This is a genomic window from Methylophaga sp. UBA1464, from assembly GCF_002325665.1.
Classification (GTDB): Bacteria; Pseudomonadota; Gammaproteobacteria; order Nitrosococcales; family Methylophagaceae; genus Methylophaga.
This window is the reverse complement of sequence record NZ_DCSO01000007.1, coordinates 1-483: the sequence shown is the minus strand read 5'-3', so window position 1 is coordinate 483 and position 483 is coordinate 1. Positions and strand designations below refer to the sequence as shown.

At 44.5% G+C, this 483-nt stretch carries 1 protein-coding gene; it reads right to left on the bottom strand.

Annotated elements, in window-relative coordinates; all coding sequences use genetic code 11:
• Positions 1-196 precede the first annotated feature (196 nt).
• Positions 197-463, bottom strand: coding sequence for a DksA/TraR family C4-type zinc finger protein (locus B3O33_RS00605; RefSeq protein WP_292362053.1), 267 nt, complete (start codon positions 461-463; stop codon positions 197-199).
• Positions 464-483: the final 20 nt, after the last annotated feature.

Below are 483 nucleotides of genomic sequence, written 5' to 3'. Positions count from 1 at the left end.
GCCAGTAATAATTTTTTCATTTTATATTTCTCTAAAAGTGGGCCAGATAAAGCACCAGTCTTTCAATGTCAGACTTTAAACTGGCTAATATCAAATTCTTGTGAACTGCAAAATAAATCCACAGCACAGCTTTACACAATGCAGTACTGAAAAGCAAAAGAGCACCGAAGTGCTCTTTTATAACGTTGAAATGCGCCTAACGTAATTGACTGTCTTTACTGCCACGTCGGTTAAACAGACTGGCAGTCTTGTTTTCCTTATCAATCATTTCCTGACATTTCACGCAGAGGCGAACACCTGGCACCGCCTCACGGCGTGCCTGAGGGATTTCCTTATCGCACTCTTCACAATGCGTCAGGCTTTCGCCTTTAGGTAAACGGGAACGTGCCTGTTGAATACCGTCTTCAACACTGGCATCAATCTGATCCTGCACCGCGCCATCACGAGACCATCCTCCAGCCATAACAACCTCCAACTGACTGA

Excerpts from the sequence above, each read along its gene's own strand:
- B3O33_RS00605 (WP_292362053.1), bottom strand. The coding sequence starts at position 463 with ATGGCTGGAGGATGGTCTCGTGATGGCGCGGTGCAGGATCAGATTGAT.